This is a genomic window from Alloalcanivorax gelatiniphagus (assembly GCF_005938655.1).
Lineage (GTDB): Bacteria > Pseudomonadota > Gammaproteobacteria > Pseudomonadales > Alcanivoracaceae > Alloalcanivorax > Alloalcanivorax gelatiniphagus.
In genome coordinates this window covers 64,280-79,458 of record NZ_VCQT01000045.1, presented here as the reverse complement: position 1 = coordinate 79,458, position 15,179 = coordinate 64,280, and the positions used below count along the sequence as shown (strand labels likewise).

Sequence of the window (15,179 nt, the reverse complement as noted above, 5' to 3'; positions counted from 1 at the left end):
GGGCGTTCAGGGCTGAATCGGTTCGGCGCCGTTCAACAAGCCCTCGGCGATCACCACCGCGGCCATGGAATCCACCTTCGGGTCCGGGCCACGCTGGCCGGTGCGTTCGCGGGCTTCACGGGTAGAGAGGCGTTCGTCCACCATCACCACCGGCAGGCCGAAACGGCCGTGCAGGCGGCGGGCGAATTTGCGGGCGCGGGCGCTGGACGGGCTTTCCGAGCCGTCCATGTTGAGGGGCAACCCCACCACCAGGGTATCCGGGCGCCATTCGTCGAGCAGCGCCGCCACCCGGTCCCAGTCCGGCTGACCATTGTGGCTGGGCAGGGGGGTCAGCGGCGAGGCGGTGCCGATCAGATCGTTGCCGGAGGCCAGCCCGATCTTCTGGGTGCCGTAATCGAAGGCCAGCAGAATCAACCGTGGCCCACCTGGGTGGCGATCAGGCTCATGTCCACGCCAAGCCGGGCGGCGGCGGCTTGCCAGCGCTGGTCGAAGGGCGTGTCCAGCACCAGTTCCGGGCTGCTGGCGGCGCTCAGCCAGATGTTCTCCGCCAGCTCCCGCTCCAGTTGCCCCTGGTCCCAGCCGGCATAGCCCAGGCACACCAGGGTGGCCTCCGGCCCCTGGCCCAAGGCGATGGCTTCCATGATGTCCCGGGAGGTGGTCAGACACAGGCCATCGGCCAGTTGAATGCTGGAATCCCACAGCCGGGCGGTGCTGCGGTGCAGCACGAAGCCCGAATCCTGCTGGATCGGACCACCGGCCACCACCTGGTGGTGCTCGGACGGCGGCACCTCCACCTCGATGTCCATGTCCGCCAGAATATCGCTGAGGCTCAACGACACCGGCCGGTTCAGCGTCAGCCCCATGGCGCCTTCATCGCTGTGCTCCACCATGTAGGTCACGGTGTGCTCGAAGTTGGGATCGTCCATCTGGGGCATGGCGATCAAAAGCTGATGTTTAAGGCTGGCATTGTCCATGGCCACAGTATCCGGCGACCTTTCGATGAGGGCAAGGGAAGCGGCCGGGCCGGTTACTGGGAGGACACCCGGCGGCCGGCGTCGAAGCGCCAGGTGCGGATGATCTCCAGCACGTCCATATGCTCGCGCATTTCCGCCGTGAACGGCTCGAACGGCGCCGCCAACCGCACGCTGCGCAGCGCCGCCTGGTCCAGGAAAGGATAGCCGGAGGACTCCAGTATCCGGGTTTCCTCGATCTCGCCATTCGCGCGCAGGGCCACCATCAGCCGCACCCCGCCGAAGGCGTTGTCCTCCAGCGCCTGGCGGGGAAAATGCCGGGTGCCGGCGGCTTCCACCCGGCGGCGGAAGGTGTCGATGTAGGCGGCCTCATAATGGGCCTTGGTGGACACCGAGGTGAGCCGGCGGATACGCGGGCGTTTGGCGTAGGCCTGTTTGCGCTGGTCCAGACGCGCCTGCAGGCTGGCGATTTCCCGGCTCAGCTGGTCCACATTTTCCTGGTCCGCCTTGCGGCGCGGGTTCTCTTCCTGGCGGTCGCTCTGCTCGCTGTCGGTGGCGCGCTCGCTGCGCGCCCGGGTGACGATGATTTTCTGGCGGGTGACCGGGCGGGGCTGCCGGGTGGTGGGCTCCTGGAGCTGCACGGTGTCGGTATCCGGGTCGCTGAACGGCGCCGTTTCGGTGGTGGTCAGTTCCCGCTTTTCGCTCTGGTCGCCGGCGCCGGCCTGGTTGGCCTGGGCAATGAAGTCGGCCTCCTCCGGTTCCTTATCGGCGCGATGCATGGCCAGGGTGACTTCCAGGCTGTTGGGCGCGGCGCGGGGCTTCTCCGGCGCGAAGCTGACGCCGAACAGCACCACGCCGTGCACGGCCAGGGCCAGAAACAATGTGAAGCCGAGCCGGTCGGCGGCGGTTACCTGTGGAGCAGCCATGAAGGATTTTGCGTCTTTATTATGTGGCCCATCGTCACGATGCGGCGCATTGTCCCCCGAACGCGCCACGCCGCCCAGGACGTAGCGCGCATTTCCCGATCAGCCACGCAGTTCGAGCAGGGCGTCGAACAGCTGGCCGGCGATATTGATGCCGTAGATCTGGTCCAGCTCGCGCACGCAGGTGGGGCTGGTCACGTTGATTTCAGTGACATAGTCGCCGATCACATCCAGGCCCACGAAATAGAGGCCCTTCTCACGCAACACCGGCCCCACCTGCTGGCAGATCCAGCGGTCCCGGTCGGTCAGTTCGCGTCCCTGGCCGGTGCCGCCGGCGGCCAGGTTGCCACGGAATTCGCCTTCCTTGGGAATCCGCGCCAGGGCGTAGTCCACCGGCTCGCCGTTGATCATCAGAATCCGCTTGTCGCCGTCCTTGATCTCGGGAATGAAGCGTTGCGCCATCACCGGGGTTTTGCCGTTCTCGGTGAGCACGTCGATGATCACGCTCAGGTTGGCGCTGCCCGGTTCGATGCGGAACACATTGGTCCCGCCCATGGCGTCCAGGGGCTTCATCACCGTGTCACCCTGTTCCTTCACAAACTCACGCAGACGGTCGGCGCGACCGGACACCAGGGTGGGCACGCAGCACTGCGGAAAATCGGTGGCGAACAGTTTTTCGTTGCTGTCGCGAACACTGGCCGGTTTGTTGACCACCATCACCCCTTCACGCTCCACTTTCTCCAACATATAGGTGGCGTACAGATAGGCGCTGTTGAAGGGCGGGTCCTGGCGCATCAGGATCATATCCAGACCGGCCAGGGCGCGGGGCGCCGGCTCGCCAAGTGTGAACCAGTCGTCATTATTGTCGCGCACGACCAGATCACGGGTCACCGCTCGTACCTCGCCGTCCCGCACATACAGATCGGCTGGTTCCATATACTGAATCGACCAGCCGCGACGCTGAGCTTCCAGCAACATGGCCAGGGTAGTGTCTTTCCAGGGTTTAATGTGGTCGATGGGGTCCATCACCACGCCGATTTTCAGGCTCATGGGGGCTCCAGGAAGAGGTCGGGAGAGAGGTGCCGGGCCATGTTATCAGTGCCTTGGCCGGGCCGCTACGGGACGCTTTTCTCAGGTCCCACAGGGTCTTATAGATTGAATGTAGAAACTGTGTTAAAACCTCGGCTTGGGCTGTTCCACCCAGTAGAGCCTCCGAACAAAGTAGTAATGGGGATCAAAGAAGGGGCTCACCGGATCCACGATAATTAGATCGCCGGAGCGATTTTCAGTGTCGCCGGGCACGGCGGCTGTAAAAACGCTTCCCGACGACAAGACGTTGCGGCCCTTAACGGTTCACGATTGAAGGCAGTTCTCCATGACTGACAATTTCCAAGACCTCAAGGTGATGGTGATCGACGATTCCAAAACCATTCGTCGCACCGCCGAAACCTTGCTGAAGAAAGCGGGCTGCGAGGTGATCACCGCCACTGACGGATTCGATGCCCTGGCCAAGATCGCCGACAGCAAGCCCAGCATTATTTTCGTGGACATCATGATGCCGCGACTGGACGGCTATCAAACCTGTGCCTTGATCAAGAACAACAGCGCGTTCAAGGGAACGCCGGTGATCATGCTCTCGTCAAAGGACGGTTTGTTCGACAAGGCCAAGGGCCGAATCGTAGGGTCCGACGAATACCTGACCAAGCCGTTCTCGAAGGACGAGCTGCTGGGGGCCATTCGTCAACACGTTTAAGCAGCCGCGACGCTGAACCCGAAGAGGAAAAGATGGCACGCATTCTGATCGTCGATGATTCTCCCACCGAGTGCTACAAGTTCCGGGAGATCCTGGAAAAACACGGCCACCACGTGCTGGAAGCCGCCAATGGCGCCGATGGCGTGGCACTGGCCCGCTCCGAAATGCCAGACCTGGTTCTGATGGACGTGGTGATGCCCGGCCTGAATGGTTTTCAAGCCACCCGCCAGCTGACCAAGGGTGCCGATACCGCCCACATTCCGATCATCATCGTCACCACCAAGGACCAGGAAACCGACCGGGTCTGGGGCAAGCGCCAGGGGGCACGGGATTACCTGACCAAGCCGGTGGACGAGGATGTGTTGTTGCAGACCGTGGGCCGGCAGCTGACCGGCGCGTGATGGCGAGACACCGATGAGCGCCGCCGCTTCCGCCGCCTTCGTCAAACTGGCGGACTATGCCGTCCGCTGCCGCCGGCAGGCCGCCAGCCTGCCGATGCAGGAAGACGCGGTCGATTACTGGAGTGGGGTGGGCTTCACCCTGGACCAACACCGCCTGCTGGCGCCCATGGACGAGGTGTCGGAAATTCTCTCGGTGCCGGCCTACACGCGGGTGCCCGGCGTGCTGCCCTGGATGAAAGGGGTGGCCAACGTGCGTGGCCGTCTGATGACGGTGATGGACCTGAGCCGTTTCCTGGGCCGGCCATCGGAGTTGCAGGAACGGCAACGCAGATTATTGGTATTGGATCAGAACGATCTTTACACGGGAGTCATCGTGGACGAAGTGCAGGGGATGCAGCACTTCCCCCTCGATGCCTACCGGCCGGTGCCGACCACGCGGGACGAGGACCTGGGGCCTTATCTGCGCGGCGGCTATCTGAGGGACGGGGAACTCTGGTCCGTGTTCAGCCTGACGCGGCTGGCACAGGATCCGCGCTTCATGCAGGCAGCCCGCACGGGCTGATGCAAAGCGCGCCGGGGAGATAAGAACAGAGCCAGGCCAGGAGCCAGTTATGAAGTTCAAACCGGGAAACGTGTTCAGTAAGGCACGGGGGAACGCGGGGGGCAATCCGCTCAATGTGGCCCTGTACATCGGGCTAGCCATTTTCATCGCCCTGGCCTTGGCCAACTTCCTGTTGTCGGCGACCCGGGCCAACCTGGCCCAGGAAAACATCACCGACGCCTCGGAGCTGCGCGTGGTCTCCCAGCAGATCGCCAAGAACGCGCTGGAGGCGGCCTCCGGTAACGCCGACGCCTTCGTGCTGCTGCAGGACTCGCGCAGCGAGTTCCAGAGCGCCTGGAACCGCCTGAAGGAAGAGCCGGTGGCCGACGACCAGGTCAAGCAGCGCCTGCAAGGGCTCTGGGACCAGGCCAGCGAGGACACCGCCACTATTCTTAACGGCCGCGACGCGGTGCTCGATCTGCACAAGGTGGCGGACACCCTGGCCCAGGCCATCCCGCAGCTGCAGTCGGAATACCAGGCGGTGGTGGACATCCTGGTGGAAACCGACGCGGCACCGGATCAGGTGGCCCTGGCCCAGCGCCAGATTCTGCTCACCGAACGAATCCTGCGCTCCATTTCCCGGGTGCTCGAAGGGGACGACAACGCGGTGATCGCCGCCGACAACTTCGGCCGCGACGCCACCGAATTCGGCCGCGTGCTCAACGGCATGCTCGAGGGTGACCCGGCCATGGGCATCCAGCGCATCACCAACCCGGAAGCACTTAATTATCTGCAGCGGGTCTCCCGGCTGTTCGACGAGTTCATCACCCAGTCCATCGACGAAATTCTTTACACCGCCCCGGACCTGTTCCAGGTGGCCAGCGCCGCGGACACCATCTTCCGCACCTCCCAGGACCTGCTCGAGCAATCCAGCAACCTGAACGAACAATTCGAGAGCACCACCACCGGCCTGTTCCCGTCCCTGTGGCTGGGCGCCGTGTGCGCGGCCATCGCGGTGCTGATGTTCTTCCTGATCATGCTGCAGCGTAACCGCGAAGCGGCCCGCCGCCGTAACGAACTGGAAAGCGAGAACCAGCGGAACCAGGCGGCGATTCTGCGTCTGCTCGACGAACTGGGCGACCTGGCGGACGGTGACCTGACCGTGGAAGCGACGGTGACCGAGGACTTCACCGGCGCCATCGCGGACTCCATCAACTACTCCATCGACCAGCTGCGCAGCCTGGTACAAACCATCAACAACTCCGCCGTACAGGTGGCCTCCGCCGCCCAGGAAACCCAGTCCACGGCCATGCATCTGGCGGAAGCCTCCGAGCACCAGGCCCAGGAAATCGCCGGCGCCTCGGCGGCGGTGAACGAAATGGCGGTGTCCATTGACCAGGTATCCGCCAACGCCGCCGAGTCCGCCGCCGTGGCGGAAAAAGCGGTGGCGATCGCCAACAAGGGCGCGGAAGTGGTGCAGGCCACCATCCACGGCATGGACACCATCCGCGAGCAGATTCAGGAAACCTCCAAACGGATCAAGCGGCTGGGTGAATCCTCCCAGGAGATTGGCGACATCGTATCGTTGATCAACGACATCGCCGACCAGACCAACATTCTGGCATTGAACGCCGCCATCCAGGCGTCCATGGCCGGTGAAGCGGGCCGGGGCTTCGCGGTGGTGGCGGATGAGGTGCAGCGCCTGGCGGAACGTTCCGCCGCCGCCACCAAGCAGATCGAAACGCTGGTAAAAACCATTCAGACCGACACCAACGAAGCGGTGATCTCCATGGAAGCCACCACCGCCGAGGTGGTGAAGGGTGCCCGGCTGGCCCAGGACGCCGGTGTGGCGCTGGAAGAAATTGAAAACGTATCCAAGAACCTGGCCGACCTGATCCAGAACATTTCCAACGCGGCGCGCCAGCAGGCCGCCTCCGCGGGTCACATCTCCAACACCATGAACGTGATCCAGGAAATTACCTCGCAGACCTCCGCCGGTACCACCGCCACCGCCCGCTCCATTGGCGACCTGGCGGAAATGGCCCAGGAGATGCGGAATTCAGTGGCCGGCTTCCGCCTGCCGGAACATTCCTGAGCCGGCCTGAGCCGGTTCCGGAGACGGAACCATGGGTTACGCAGTGACAGATCGCTGGTCGATCAAGAACGCCCCCGCCATGGACGCCGAGCAGTTCCAGCTGTGGCAGGCGCTGCTCGAGGAACGCACCGGCATGACGCTGGCGGCGGAGCGCAAGCCGTTCCTGGAAACCAGCCTCAATATCCGCATGCGCGAGCTGGGCATCGTCGGCTACGACATTTACTACGAGCAGCTGGTCACCGGGGCCACCGAGGCCCGCGCCATGGAATGGTCGGTGCTGGTGGACCGGCTCACGGTGCAGGAAACCAGCTTCTTCCGACATCCCGGCTCGTTCGCCCTGGTGCAGGATTTCGTGGACCGCTTCGCCGAGGAACGGGACAGCGGCGCCACCCTCAATGCCTGGAGCGTGGGCTGCTCCACCGGCGAGGAAGCCTATTCCCTGGCAATGCTGATCAACGAACGGTTCGCCGGTGCCGCCAAGTCGCTGTTTTACGGCATCACCGGCACCGACATCAGCCTGCCCACGCTGGCCAAGGCGCGCCGTGGATTGTTCCCCCGGCGTCGGGTGGAACAGATCGACCCGGTGTTGCGCAAAGCCTATTTCAGCGACGCCGACGGCCGCCACCAGCAGGTCGGCCAGGTGCTGCGCGAGCGGGTCTGCTTCGCTTACCTGAACGTGCTGAATCTGGATCAGGCGCCCATGGACAACATGGACCTGATTTTTTGCCAGAACCTGCTGATTTATTTCCGCCGCTGGCGGAAACGACAGATCGTCAACCGGCTGGCGGGCCGGCTGGCACCGGGGGGATTACTGGTGCTCGGTCCCGGCGAAATCACCGATTGGCAGGATCCGCGACTGGAACGTGTTCAGTTCGCCGATACCCTGGCCTTCCGGCGCCGGCAATAAGAACGCGGGAGACGTCATGAGCGACCGTCACGACTATCTGGCACTGGATTGGGTTCGTGGGGAAATCCAGGAGACGCTGAATCAGGCCCAACAGGCCCTGGAGGCGTTCGTCGAAAATCCCGACGACGCCACCCGCATGCGTTTTTGCCAGACGCACCTGCATCAGGTGTACGGCACCTTGCAGATGGTGGAGTTCTACGGCGCCGCACTGCTCGCCGAGGAAATGGAAAAGCTGGCCCGGGCGCTGGTGGAACAGCGGGTCGGCAACGTGGGCGACGGCCAGGAAACGCTGATGCGCGCGATTCTGCAGCTGCCGCCCTATCTGGACCGGGTGGCCAGCAACCGCCGCGACCTGCCGGTGGTGCTGCTGCCGCTGCTCAATGACCTGCGCGCCGCCCGTGGCGAATCGCTGCTTTCCGAAACCGCCCTGTTCAAACCGGACCTGGGCCAGGCCGAAGGCAGCGGCCGGGTGCCGGAGGCGGTGCGCGCCGATCCGCGCTTCGAGCAGCTGACCCGCAAGATCCGCCAGATGTTCCAGCTGGCCCTGGTCGGGGTGATGCGCAACGACGACATCGACCGCAATCTGGATTACATGCGCAAGGTGTTCGCCAAGCTCGAACAGGTCACCGGCGACGCCGCCCGGGCACCGCTGTGGCGCATCGCCGACGCGCTGGTGGAAGGCCTGCGCGAGAACGTCATCGAACTGGGCAGCTCGGTCAAACAGATGCTCGGCCAGGTGGACCGCACCCTGCGAGAACTGGCCGCCGACGGCGCCGACAGCCTGGAGCGACCGGCGCCTCCGGAACTGCTCAAGAACCTGCTCTACTACGTGGCCAAGACCGACCACGACAGCCCGCGCATCCGCGAGGTGCGCGCCGGTTTCCGGCTGGACGAGGCACTGCCCTCCGACGACCTGATCAACGCCGAGCGGGAGCGCATGACCGGCCCGGACGCTCTGGCCATGAGTTCCGTGGTCAGCGCGCTCTCCGAGGAAATCACCAAGATCAAGGATGCCCTGGAGCGGTTCGTGCACGAGGGCGACTCCGACCCCACCGAGCTGGAGCCACAGATCACCGGGCTCAAGCAGGTATCCGACACCATCGCCATGCTCGGCCTGGGCCAGCCCCGGGTGCTGGTGGAAGAACAACTGCGGGTCATGGAAGCCATCGTCCAGCGGCGCCGGCCGCCGGAGCGCGACACGCTGATGGATGTGGCCGGCGCGCTGCTCTATGTGGAAGCCACCCTGGCCGGCATCGGCGGCGACCAGCGCCGGCCGGCCTCCGCCAGCGGCGCCGAGGTGCCCCGCCATGTGGGCCAGGCCATGGACGCGGTGCTGCGCGAATGCCGGGCCGGCCTGGAAGAGGCCAAGGACGGCATCGTCGAGTTCATCGCCTCGCAATGGGATCGGGAACACCTGGGCCCGGTACCGGAAAAACTCAACGCCGTGCGCGGCGGTCTGGAAGTGGTGCAGCTGCAACGCCCCGCCGGCGTGCTGCGCCAGTGCGTGCGCTTTATCGAGGAACGGCTGCTGCGCGGCGACACCACGCCGGACTGGCGCAGCATGGACACCCTGGCCGACGCCATTACCTCGGTGGAGTACTACCTGGAGCGTCTCAGCGACGACCCGGAAACCCGCGACGATATCCTGCAACTGGCCCGCGCCAGCGTCAGTGACCTGGGCTACCCGTTGCCGGAGGAAGAAGCTCCGGCCGACGAGGGCACCGAGGCAACGGACCCGTCCGAACCGGAGCCCGACCACCACCACGCCATCGAAACGCCACCGGATACCCCGGCGGAAGAGGACGACGACGATCTGATCGACGACGAGATCATCGAGATCTTCGTCGAGGAAGCCGACGAAGTGCTGGAAGCCCTGAACCAGTACTTCCCGCGCTGGGCCGCCAACACCGGCGACCAGACCGCGCTGGTGGAATTCCGCCGTGCCTTCCACACCCTCAAGGGCTCCGGCCGCATGGTCGGCGCCACCACCGTGGGCGAGCTGGCCTGGGCCATCGAGAACATGATGAACCGGGTGATCGACGGCAGCGTCGAACCGGACGCCACCCTGATCGAGCTGGTGCGCACCGTGCACGGCCTGATCCCGGCACTGGTGGACGCCTTCGCCCGGCGCCAGCCGCCGCCCTGGGACGTGACGCCCCTGGAGCAGGCCGCCTTTACCCTGGCCGAGGGCGGCCGCCTGGACTCGATACCCCGGGTCGACGGCGACGATACGCCGCCCCTGGACGCCGAACTGTCCGAGCAATCGGACCTGGCGGCGGAGCCTGACTCGTCGGCGGAGCCCGATCTGTCTGAACAACCCTGGCAGCCCGAGGAACCCGAAGCGCTTGAGCAGTTCGACGGGCCGCCGGCGCCCGAGGTGCCAGAACCCGACGCCGGGGGCCCGGACGCCGGGGACCCGGCCAACGACCAGCCGCTGGAGTCCGGCGACCCGCTCGCCGACCTGGACGGCCTGGAGTTTGAACTGCCCCCCGGCGAGCCCGCCGACGGCGCCGCCGGCGACGGCCCCGACCCGGTGCTGCTGGATATCTTCCGCAGCGAGGCAAGGCGCAACCTGGCGCTGGTGGGCGACTGGCTGGACCGGCTCGACCCGGATCTCCATGAGCACGCCATGGACGATGAGGTGCACCGCGCCCTGCACACGCTCAAAGGCAGCGCCCGCATGGCCGAGATCAACGCCATGGCGGAACTGGCCGAGCCGGCGGAGAAGCTGGTCAAGGAACTGGTCAATGGCGGCCGGCGCGCCGACGGCGAACTGGTCGACCTGATCCGTGCCACCCACCAGCAGTTAAGCGACGGCCTGGAACAGCTGCATCAGGGGCCGACGGTGTCGCTGCCGGACGCCGGCACCCTGATCGAGGAGCTGGTGGCGGCCCGGGCCCTGCTCAACGAGCACCACGAAGGCACCGATCCGCACATTCTGTCCGTGTTCCTTTCCGAGGGCATGGACCTGATCATCGACACCGACAAGCTGCTCGAACAGTGGGCCGCCAACCCGGACCACACCGGCGAGCTGGCGCGCCTGCGCGATGAGCTGGAGCTGCTGGCGAACAGCGCCCGCACCGCCGGCCTGGACGAAATTCATGGCCTGGCCCAGGCCCTGGCGCTGGTCTATTCGGCGGTGAACGAAGGCCGTCTGGTGTTCAGTCCGCGCTTGCTGGAACTGGCCCGCGAGGGCCACGAAGCACTGATGAACATGATGGACTGTCTGGCCGCCGGCCAGACCGTGCGCGCCGAGCTGGGGCTGGTGGACGCCCTGCGCGACCTGGCGGAAACCCCCGGCCCCGACGGCCCGGGCGGCGGCGACTGGGACGAACCCGACCCGGAGCTGGTGCACCTGTTCCTGGAGGAGGCCGAGGATCTGCTGCTGTCTTCCGGCGAGCACCTGGCCGCCTGGGAGCAGGGCAACCCGGCCAGCCTGGCGGCCCTGCAGCGCGACCTGCATACGCTCAAGGGCGGCGCCCGCATGGCCGGGGTGGCGCCAGTGGGCGACCTGGCCCACGAGCTGGAAAACCTCTACGAACTGGCCGGCGGCCCGGACCGGCCGGCGCCGCCGGCGCTGTTCGACCTGCTGCACCGGGGCCACGACCGGCTCGCCGATATGATCGACGACCTGCGCCAGGGGCGCACCCCGGCGCCGGCCCCGGACCTGGTGGTGACCCTGCGCGAGGCGGTGGACATGCCCCCGGCCGGGGAAGCGAATGAGCTCTCCGACCCGGAACAGCCGGACCCGGATCTGATCGCCCTGTTTCTGGAAGAGGCCCGGGATATCCTCGAATCCGCCGGCCGCGGCCTGACGCTGTGGCTGGCCGAGCCGGACAACGCTCTGGAGCTGCAATCCCTGCAACGGGACCTGCAAACCCTCAAGGGCGGCGCGCGCATGGCCGGCCTTGCCCCGCTCAGCGACCTGGCCCACCAACTGGAAACCCTTTACGAGGCCCTGGCCCAGGACCGGCTACCCGTTACCCCGGCGCTGCCCGCCTTGCTGCACCGCTGCCACGACCGGCTGGCGGAGATGGTCGAGGCGGTGGCGGCCGCCGGCGCGCCGCCGGCCGCCGACGACCTGATCGCCGACTTGGCCGCCTATCCCGGCGACCCGGAGGGCTCTCTCCACGAGGAAGCCCATCCCCCCGCCCCGGAGGCCGAGGCGCCGGCCCTGCCACCCCTGCCGGAGGACCTGGACCCGGACATTCTGGATGTGTTTCTGGAAGAGTCCGAGGAGCTGGCGGAAATCATCGACGGCTGCCTGATGGCCTGGCGCGACCACCCGGAAAGCCGGGATTTCAGCGACGACCTGAAGCGCGCCCTGCATACCCTCAAGGGCGGCGCCCGCCTGGCCGGCTTGCAGGATCTGGGCGAACAAAGCCACCTGCTGGAAGGGCTGATCAACCGCCTGGAGAGCCAGCGCCGGGACCCGGAAGACCGGGATTTCGAAGCCATGCTGGTGCACTTCGACACCATCAACCGGCGGCTGGCGGAGCTGCGTGAGCAGATCGCCGCCCGGCCGGCGCCGGCCGGGCCACCGGCGCCCCTGGAAGGCGCCGACGCGGACAACGCACGTCCCCAGCGCGAGGAACGACGCCCCCAGGCCCAGCCCCAGGAAATGGTGCGGGTGGGCGCCGATGTGCTGGAGGCCCTGGTGAACCTGGCCGGCGAAACCTCCATCAACCGGGGCCGGGTGGAACAGAGCATCAGCGAGTTCGGCTTCAACGTGGCGGAAATGGGCGCCACCGTGACCCGGCTGTATGAGCAGCTGCGGCGCCTGGACGTGGAGACCGAGGCGCAGATTCTCTCCAACTATCAGCAGGGCGTGGACCGGGGTGAGTTCGACGGCCGCTTCGACCCGCTGGAAATGGACCAGTACTCGGAGCTGCACCAGATCACCAAGCAGTTGTCCGAGTCCGCCTCCGACCTGCTGGACCTGAAAAACACCCTGCTGGACCGCACCCGCGACACCGAGACCCTGCTGCTGCAGCAGCAGCGCATCAACACCGATCTGCAGGAAAAGCTGATGCGCACCCGCATGGTGCCGTTCTCCCGGCTGGTACCGCGGCTGCGGCGCATCGTGCGGCAAATCTCCGGCGAGCTGGGCAAGCGCGTCACCTTCGACGTGCTGAACCCGGAAAGCGAACTGGACCGTACCCTGATGGAGCGGGTGGTGGCGCCCCTGGAGCACATGCTGCGCAACGCCGTGGATCATGGCATCGAAGCCCCGGAAGGGCGCCGGCAGGCGGGCAAACAGGAGGGCGGCCATATCACCCTGGAGCTGACCCGCGAAGGCGGCGAGGTGGTGGTGATCCTGGCCGACGACGGCCGTGGCATCGACACCGAGGCGGTGCGCCGCAAGGCGGTGGAACGGGGGCTGATGGCCGAGGACGCGGCGCTGCCGGACCATGAAATCCAGCAGTTCATCTTCCATGCCGGTTTCTCCACCGCCAGCCAGGTGACCCAGGTGTCCGGGCGCGGCGTGGGCATGGACGTGGTGGCCAGCGAGATCAAGCAGCTGGGCGGCTCGGTGACCATCGACTCGCATCCGGGCCGGGGCACCCGCTTCCTGGTGCGGCTGCCGTTCACCCTGGCCATGAACCGGGCGCTGATGGTGCGCGTGGGCGAGGACGCCTATGCCATTCCGCTCAACCAGATCGAAGGCATCGTGCGCGTCAGCCCCTACGAGCTGAGCGATCACCTGGACCGCCAGCCCGGCGATGGGGACGAACCGCCCCGGCGCGGTTACCACTATGCCGGCCAGAACTACGACCTGAATTATCTCGGCCGTTTCGTGCACGACGTGGCCGCCCCGAACCTGGAAAACCAGAGCCAGCCGCTGCCGCTGTTGCTGATCCGCAGCGCCGACCACAGCGTGGCACTGGTGGTGGACAGCCTGATCGGCTCCCGGGAGGTGGTGGTCAAGTCCGTGGGCCCGCAGCTGGCCAGCGTGGCCGGCATCAGCGGCGCCACCATTCTCGGCGACGGGGCGGTGGTGATCATTCTCGACATCCATTCCCTGATCCGCGCCGCCCAGGCCCAGCAGAAGGCCCTGGCCGAGGCGCCGGCGGCCCTGGAAGCGCCGCCGCCGTCCGTGCTGGACGAGGACCGCCGCGCCCTGCCGCTGATCATGGTGGTGGACGACTCGGTGACCGTGCGCAAGGTTACCGGCCGCCTGCTGGAACGCAGTGGCTACGAGGTGATCACCGCCAAGGACGGCATAGACGCCATCGCCACCCTGGAAGAGAAAACCCCGGACGCCCTGCTGCTCGACATTGAAATGCCGCGCATGGACGGCTTCGAGGTGGCCACGCACATGCGCCACGACGAGCGCCTGAAGGCGGTGCCGATCATCATGATCACCTCACGCACCGGCGAGAAACACCGGGAACGGGCCTTCGACATCGGCGTGGATTGCTACATGGGCAAACCGTTCCAGGAGAACGAACTGCTCGCCACCCTGCGCGAACTGCTCGGCGAAACCGGAGAGGTGCGCGCCTGATGACCGCCCCGGGCCGGGTCGGCGTGATCGCCGACGACACCCTGCAGGGGCACCTGCTGGCCACCGCCATCAAGGGCCAGGGCTACCAGGTGGTGGTCAATACCGCCCCGGACAGCCTGGAGGACCGGTGGCTGACGGCGGACGCTCTCGACCTGTGGGTGGTGGACCTGTCCCGGGAAGATCGCTGGCAGCCGTTTCTCGACCGGCTGCTGGAACAGGCGGCGGCGCCGCTGCTGTTCTGCGATGGCCAGGCCCCGGCGCGCACCGCCAGCCACTACCCGCGCTGGGAGCGACGGCTGGTCACCAAACTGGTGGATTACATCGGTATCCCGGCGGTGGAACGTCTGGATACGGTGGTTCCCGCGCCGGCGCCGGCGCCGACACCGATCCCCGCGCCCCGGGAGTTTCAGGCCCTGGCCGAGGGCGAGGGCGTGGCCGAGCGGGTCTGGGTGCTGGGCGCCAGCCTGGGCGGCCCGGCGGCGGTGAAACAGTTTCTCGACAGCCTGCCGCCGCATCTGCCGGTGGCCTTCGTGCTGGCCCAGCATATCGACAACGGTTTCCTGGACACCCTGTGCCAGGTGCTGCGCCGGGACAGCCGGCTGGACTGCCAGGTGGCCGGCGACGGCAGCCGCCTGGGCCATGGCCGCCTGTTGGTGGCGCCGGTGACCCAGAGCATCGAGTTCGACCAGGACGGCGGCGTGCGGCTCACCGGCCAGCCCTGGGAAGGCCCCTATGCGCCCAGCATTGATCAGGTGCTGCATAATGTGGCCCGGGGCTTCGGCCGCTGCGCCGGCGCCATCCTGTTTTCCGGAATGGGCAACGACGGCGCCATCACCGCGCCCCGGCTGGCCGCCGACGGTACCCGGGTGTGGGCGCAGACCGCCGACAGCTGCGCGGTGAGCAGCCAGCCGGACGCGGTACGCGAAACCGGCTGCGTGGGCTACAGTGGTACGCCGGAGCAACTGGCCCGGCAACTGGTGGAACAGGTTCGCCAGGAGGTGGCCGTGGCGGCATCCTGAGCCTGCCATGCGGTGCGGGCCGCGCCGGCCCGATACGATACGATAAGCCCCGAGACAACAAGGT

Annotated in this window: 11 protein-coding genes; 7 read left to right on the top strand and 4 right to left on the bottom strand. The window is 66.5% G+C overall.

Features of this window, described 5'->3' with window-relative positions:
• Positions 1-6: 6 nt before the first annotated feature.
• The 4 genes from ruvX to gshB form a co-directional block, all read right to left on the bottom strand.
• Entirely contained in the window at positions 7-411 is a 405-nt protein-coding gene (ruvX, locus tag FGS76_RS16070) for a Holliday junction resolvase RuvX (protein ID WP_138773948.1), read from the bottom strand.
• Entirely contained in the window at positions 411-974 is a 564-nt protein-coding gene (locus FGS76_RS16065; RefSeq protein WP_138773665.1) for a YqgE/AlgH family protein, read from the bottom strand. The genes ruvX and FGS76_RS16065 overlap by 1 nt, the downstream gene beginning before the upstream one ends.
• A 53-nt stretch (positions 975-1,027) precedes the next feature.
• Positions 1,028-1,897 (bottom strand): energy transducer TonB, encoded by an 870-nt coding sequence (locus tag FGS76_RS16060; RefSeq protein ID WP_138773664.1) that lies wholly within the window; start codon positions 1,895-1,897, stop codon positions 1,028-1,030.
• 99 nt (positions 1,898-1,996) lie between these two features.
• On the bottom strand, positions 1,997-2,944 hold the full coding sequence (gene gshB / locus FGS76_RS16055; protein WP_138773663.1) for a glutathione synthase: 948 nt from the start codon (positions 2,942-2,944) through the stop codon (positions 1,997-1,999).
• A gap of 325 nt (positions 2,945-3,269) precedes the next feature.
• Between gshB and pilG the strand changes: the two genes are divergently transcribed.
• The 7 genes from pilG to FGS76_RS16020 are packed head-to-tail and all read left to right on the top strand — an operon-like array spanning position 3,270 to position 15,115.
• On the top strand, positions 3,270-3,647 hold the full coding sequence (pilG, locus tag FGS76_RS16050; protein WP_138773662.1) for a twitching motility response regulator PilG: 378 nt from the start codon (positions 3,270-3,272) through the stop codon (positions 3,645-3,647).
• 32 nt (positions 3,648-3,679) lie between these two features.
• The gene (pilH, locus tag FGS76_RS16045) at positions 3,680-4,048 is read left to right on the top strand and encodes a twitching motility response regulator PilH (protein WP_138773661.1); all 369 of its coding nucleotides are present in this window, start codon (positions 3,680-3,682) and stop codon (positions 4,046-4,048) included.
• Positions 4,049-4,061: 13 nt separating this feature from the next.
• Positions 4,062-4,610, top strand: a complete 549-nt coding sequence (locus FGS76_RS16040) for a chemotaxis protein CheW (protein WP_138773660.1) — start codon at positions 4,062-4,064, stop codon at positions 4,608-4,610.
• A 49-nt stretch (positions 4,611-4,659) separates the two neighbouring features.
• Positions 4,660-6,684 carry a methyl-accepting chemotaxis protein gene (locus FGS76_RS16035; protein ID WP_138773659.1) on the top strand — a complete coding sequence of 675 codons (2,025 nt, stop codon included), beginning with the start codon at positions 4,660-4,662 and terminating at the stop codon, positions 6,682-6,684.
• A gap of 31 nt (positions 6,685-6,715) precedes the next feature.
• On the top strand, positions 6,716-7,591 hold the full coding sequence (locus tag FGS76_RS16030) for a CheR family methyltransferase (protein ID WP_138773658.1): 876 nt from the start codon (positions 6,716-6,718) through the stop codon (positions 7,589-7,591).
• A gap of 16 nt (positions 7,592-7,607) precedes the next feature.
• A complete protein-coding gene (locus tag FGS76_RS16025) occupies positions 7,608-14,096 on the top strand; it encodes an Hpt domain-containing protein (RefSeq protein ID WP_138773657.1) in 6,489 nt (2,162 codons plus the stop codon).
• Positions 14,096-15,115, top strand: coding sequence for a chemotaxis protein CheB (locus FGS76_RS16020; protein ID WP_138773656.1), 1,020 nt, complete (start codon positions 14,096-14,098; stop codon positions 15,113-15,115). Before FGS76_RS16025 ends, FGS76_RS16020 begins: the two co-directional genes overlap by 1 nt.
• Positions 15,116-15,179 lie beyond the last annotated feature (64 nt).